Source organism: Armatimonas sp., assembly GCF_964826245.1.
Genome location: NZ_CBAYMC010000298.1, coordinates 1 through 4,454 on the forward strand (window position 1 = coordinate 1; position 4,454 = coordinate 4,454).

Consider the following 4,454-nt stretch of genomic DNA (forward strand, 5'->3'; position numbering starts at 1 on the left):
ATCAGGCGGCGGCGGGTCAGCTCTTTGAGGAGCGGCAGAAACAGCCCCAGAGTGTCGGAGCTGCTGCTGAGATTGTAGTTGAGCATGATGCTCGGGTAGAGGCTCTCGACATCGGCTTTTACGATGCCGCGCAACAAACCGGCGAGACGCATCTCGGTATAGCCGCCGCCGTAGGGCTGGCTAGGCTGCTGGCGCGTGATGGCGTGGCCCGCTTGCAAGTAGGCCCGCACAAAGACCGAGTTGATCTTCTCGCCACTGCCGGTCACCGCAACACTCTGAAAGACATCAGGCACCATCTGGGTGGAGTAGAACTCGGTGGGCGTGACGATCTCCGCCAAGCGTCGCGTCTCTCGCACATCGCCCAGTGTGTAGGCCTTCACGCGCTCCGGGTCGGTGCGCCAGAGCGAGGCGATCTCGTCGTGGGGGATATAGACTCTATCCGGCTCGGCAATATGATAGGTTCGGGCGCACTCTTTTAAGTTATACGAAGAGATCTCACCGCGTGCCACATCAAAGCGCTGGGTCTGAAAGAGCGTGTCCAGAACATGCCGTCCCCAGATAAAGTGCGGCACAAACGGACGCGTGTTAGCCCCCATCGCACAGTTGCGCTCCATCCCAATCCCCATCTCGGAGCTGTCTCGCCCCCAGGGAAGCGCGATCTGGAGTGCCTTGGCCCGCGCCCGAATCCACGGCAGGTCAAAGCCGTAGATATTGTGCCCCTCGATAATATCGGGATCCCACTCTGTCACTAAGTGGTTGAGCGCCCAGAGCATCTCCCGCTCCTCGCCAAAGAGCAGCTCCTCGTTGCCAAAGTTGTCTGAGCAGGCAATAAGAAAGATATGGGCACCGGGCTCGGTGGGAGTAAAGGTAGTGGTCTCGATATCAATCTGCATCCGGCGCACTTCGGTAAAGGCCATGCCCTTAAAGAGCGTGCGGCCCGTCCCGAGGAGAAACTGCTTCTGTGGCGAGCCATACTGGAGAAAGTCCCGGCGCTCGTCCCGGAGAATCTGCCGTGCGTCTAAATAGGCACGCCAGTGGGGAAAGCGCACGAGGCGGGAGTAGCCCTCACCCTCTAATTGGATCTCCTCACCATCGGGGAGAAAGCGCTCATCGCGCTGGATGAGCCAGGGGATAAACGGGACGGTCTCCATAGCGATGCTACCGTCGCGGTGCCGTGAGATCAGCGTCGCCGTGTCTTTTTGCGTCTCGACAGCGACTAAGCGCGGTGTCGTGTCTAGGCCATTGAGAGCGGCATCCAGGAGGCTCTTATCGAGGCTTTTATCGAGAGTGGAAACGGACACGGGGGATTATACCCGGTACAATACTTCCATGAGTCGCAACTTGCTGCTGCTTTTTACGGTACCACTGCTGGTGTCATCCGGGTGCGTCCCCAAAAACAATCTCGCTCCGAAAAGCGCGGAGCCCACACAAGCCAAGCTGGTCTTCCGCGATATGGCAGAGGCCGCCGGTGTCCGCTACTCCTGGCCGGTGCCTGAGAAACGCCCTCTGAACATCCTCCAGACCATTGGCTATGGCTGCGCCTTTCTGGACCTTGACAGCGATGGCAACTTGGATATCTTACTGGTCGGCTCCCGTCCGGGGCTGTTCAAAGGCGATGGCAAGGGAAAGTTCGTGGATGTGAGTGAGGCGATGCTGGGAAAGCTCACGGGGCACTTTCTCGGCTGCGCGGTGGGCGACTACGATGGTGATGGATTTGCAGATCTCTATCTTTCGGGCTACCGTGAGGGGCGCTTGCTCCACAACGAAGCGGGCAAGGCCTTCCGTGATGTCACGCTCGCCTCGGGGCTGAAGCCACAGCCGTGGGGGACATCTTGCGGCTTCGCGGACTTAGACAACGATGGTAAGCTGGATTTGTTTGTTGGTAACTACGCCGACTTTGGCCCACAGACCAAGCCGCAGCTCTGTCGGTTTAAGACCAGCCATGGAGATGTCATGAGCTCCTGTGGCCCCATCAACTATGTCGGTCTGCCGGGGGTGCTCTTCCAGAATCAAGGTGGCGGCAAGTTTACCGATGTCACCAAAGCGTGGGGAGTTACCGGCCAGAGTGGGCGAACCCTCGGCGTGGCCTTTGCGGACTTGGAAGGCACGGGTCGGGTGAGCATTGCCCTCGCAAACGATGAAGCTCCGGGCGATTTGTTTGTCAATCAGGGACCGGGAAAGTTTAAGAACGAAGCTGATCTTCGTGGCACCGCCTACGATCAAAATGGCAATAAGCACGGGGGTATGGGAACTGATTTTGGAGACTTCAACAACGATGGGAAGCTAGATCTAGCCGTTGCGACGTTTCAGAACGAGGTAAAGAACCTCTATATCAATGAAGGCATGCTCTTTCGTGACCAGAGCCCGGAGCTTGGTCTTGGGGAGGGAGCAAATGCCCTAGTTGCCTTTGGAATTAAGTTTATCGACGCGGACAACGATGGCTGGCAGGATTTAATCATCGCCAATGGCCATGTCCAAGATAATATCGCCGAGATTGAGAAGAAAACCTACCGCCAGCCCCTTCAGCTCTTCCAGAGCAAAGAGGGCAAGGCGCTTCTTGAGGTCAGCAACACCGCTCTGGTTGGGATTGCCCCCCTCGTAGGCCGAGGCTTAGCCATAGGTGACTACGACAACGATGGCAAGCAAGACGCTCTTGTGGTGGACATGGAAGGCAAGCCGCTTCTCCTACACAACGAGACCCGCCTGTCAGGGTCATCAGGAAACTGGATCGGCTTCACGCTGCCACCAAACACCTGGGGCGCGGTATTGACCATCGAAGCCAATGGAAAGCGCTGGACACAGCAGTGCCAGCCTGCGGGCTCCTACCTCTCTAGTAGCGATCCTCGTGTCCACTTTGGCCTAGGCAGTACGTCCGATCCGGTTCAGCTTAACATTCGCTGGCCGTCCGGAAAAACCGAGATATTTGCGGGCTTGGCAGCGGGAAGCTACATTAAACTGACCCCCAAAAATTAGCCTTGACAAAATCTCTCATTTCTTCTAGAATACGATCAGGAGGGTGGTATCAACTACTTTCCAAGCTCTCTCTTGAAGAGAGTTATCATTTCAAACCACTTCGACGAAGTTCGTACGAAGTTAGGCCTGAGGGAGTACTCAGTTATGAAAATGTTGAAGCCGATACGCCAGAGTTTTACACTCATTGAGTTGTTAGTTGTCATCGCGATTATCGCGATTCTCGCCGCCATCCTCTTCCCTGTCTTTGCCCAAGCCCGTGAAAAAGCCCGCCAGGCAAGCTGCCTGTCTAATATCAAGCAGCTCACTCTGGGTTTCATGATGTACTCGCAAGACTACGATGAAACGTTCCCCCAGTGGAAGTGGGATCAGAACTACAGCACGTCCTGGGGAGATGCGGGTTCGCCCTCTCCGAACAATGCGACCACGATCTGGTACTATGCCATCTATCCCTATGTCAAGAACGGCCAAGTCTACGGCTGTCCCTCGGACCCGCGCAAGACACGCTTCCGAGACAATGGCTGGTTTACCTGGGGAGGTGCAGGCCCCCTCGGAGCCCTGCGCAACCTGGACAACAATATCCTAAGCTACGGATCTAACGAACCCCTCACCTACCAGTACCCCGGTATCGCGGCAATGGATCGTCCCGCCAACACGTTCTTGGTCGGTGACATGATGTCTGCGCTTTCGAGCTGGGACTGCTACGATGCGGGCTGGAGAAATATCGCCAACTACGATGCGCTAGCCGCCAATGCTCCCCAGCGCCGGTTCCGCATCCCGCGCCTCGCTTGGGCACGCAACGACGGGCTTCCTAACTACTACGGGAACGCTTGTTCGGGCTCACCAGCCGATAGTGGCATCTTCCCCGGTGCCTGGGAAGCGGCTCCTTACACCATGCACATGAACGGCTCCAATGTGGGCTTCGCAGACGGGCATGCGCAGTTCCTTCAGGCATCGCGCGTCACCGCAAACCTGTACGGAGTCAAGTAAGTTGAAACCACAGACAAGAGCCTTTATAGGACTAACCACCCTTCTCCTTGCTGGCCTTACCCTGGGGTGTAGCCCCAAGGATCCAACGTCTGCCGACAGTCTCTCGCAAGTGAAGCCCGGCGACACTCCCTCGGATGCTCAAAAGGAAGCCATGCGGTCAGGACACTCGCGTCCTGGTATGCAAGGCGGAGGGATGCAAGGTGGCTATGGTGGCGGCTACGGCGGCGGCTACGGTGGCCGCCCCATGGGTATGGGCGGTGGAAGCGGCAGCATGGGCGGCAGTGGTAGCCAAGGCCGCTAGTGCTGGTAGCACGGTTGTGCTAGAATAGCCTTCCATGCCCGTCACCAACGTATCCACAGAGAGGACCCCCTCCACGCCCCCCCCGGCGCGTGGGAGGCGTCCTCTCTTTGTCGTCCTGGGTCTCCTGGGACTCAGTTTTGTCATCAGCCTTCCGTGGCAGCAGCGCCAGTGGAAGCAAGTGGAGAAGCTCCGC

At 57.5% G+C, this 4,454-nt stretch carries 4 protein-coding genes; 3 read left to right on the forward strand and 1 reads right to left on the reverse strand.

Annotation, left to right across the window (positions count from 1 at the left end; all coding sequences use genetic code 11):
• Positions 1 to 1,301 (reverse strand): 3'-5' exonuclease (locus tag AC1XOS_RS20060; RefSeq protein WP_481963989.1); only part of this gene is annotated, 1,301 nt, incomplete at its 3' end.
• A 28-nt stretch (positions 1,302 to 1,329) separates the two neighbouring features.
• Here AC1XOS_RS20060 and AC1XOS_RS20065 point away from each other — a divergent pair.
• The 3 genes from AC1XOS_RS20065 to AC1XOS_RS20075 all read left to right on the forward strand — a co-directional run bounded on the left by AC1XOS_RS20065 (position 1,330) and on the right by AC1XOS_RS20075 (position 4,261).
• Positions 1,330 to 2,973 (forward strand): CRTAC1 family protein, encoded by a 1,644-nt coding sequence (locus AC1XOS_RS20065; protein ID WP_481963990.1) that lies wholly within the window; start codon positions 1,330 to 1,332, stop codon positions 2,971 to 2,973.
• 144 nt (positions 2,974 to 3,117) lie between these two features.
• Complete coding sequence (locus AC1XOS_RS20070; RefSeq protein WP_481963991.1) at positions 3,118 to 3,960, forward strand: DUF1559 family PulG-like putative transporter; 843 nt, start codon at positions 3,118 to 3,120, stop codon at positions 3,958 to 3,960.
• Positions 3,961 to 4,111: 151 nt separating this feature from the next.
• The gene (locus AC1XOS_RS20075) at positions 4,112 to 4,261 is read left to right on the forward strand and encodes a hypothetical protein (protein ID WP_481963992.1); all 150 of its coding nucleotides are present in this window, start codon (positions 4,112 to 4,114) and stop codon (positions 4,259 to 4,261) included.
• The last annotated feature ends 193 nt before the right edge of the window (positions 4,262 to 4,454 follow it).

Coding starts and splice junctions, on each gene's coding strand:
- AC1XOS_RS20065 (WP_481963990.1), top strand. CDS start 1,330: ATGAGTCGCAACTTGCTGCTGCTTTTTACGGTACCACTGCTGGTGTCA.
- AC1XOS_RS20070 (WP_481963991.1), top strand. CDS start 3,118: ATGAAAATGTTGAAGCCGATACGCCAGAGTTTTACACTCATTGAGTTG.
- AC1XOS_RS20075 (WP_481963992.1), top strand. CDS start 4,112: ATGCGGTCAGGACACTCGCGTCCTGGTATGCAAGGCGGAGGGATGCAA.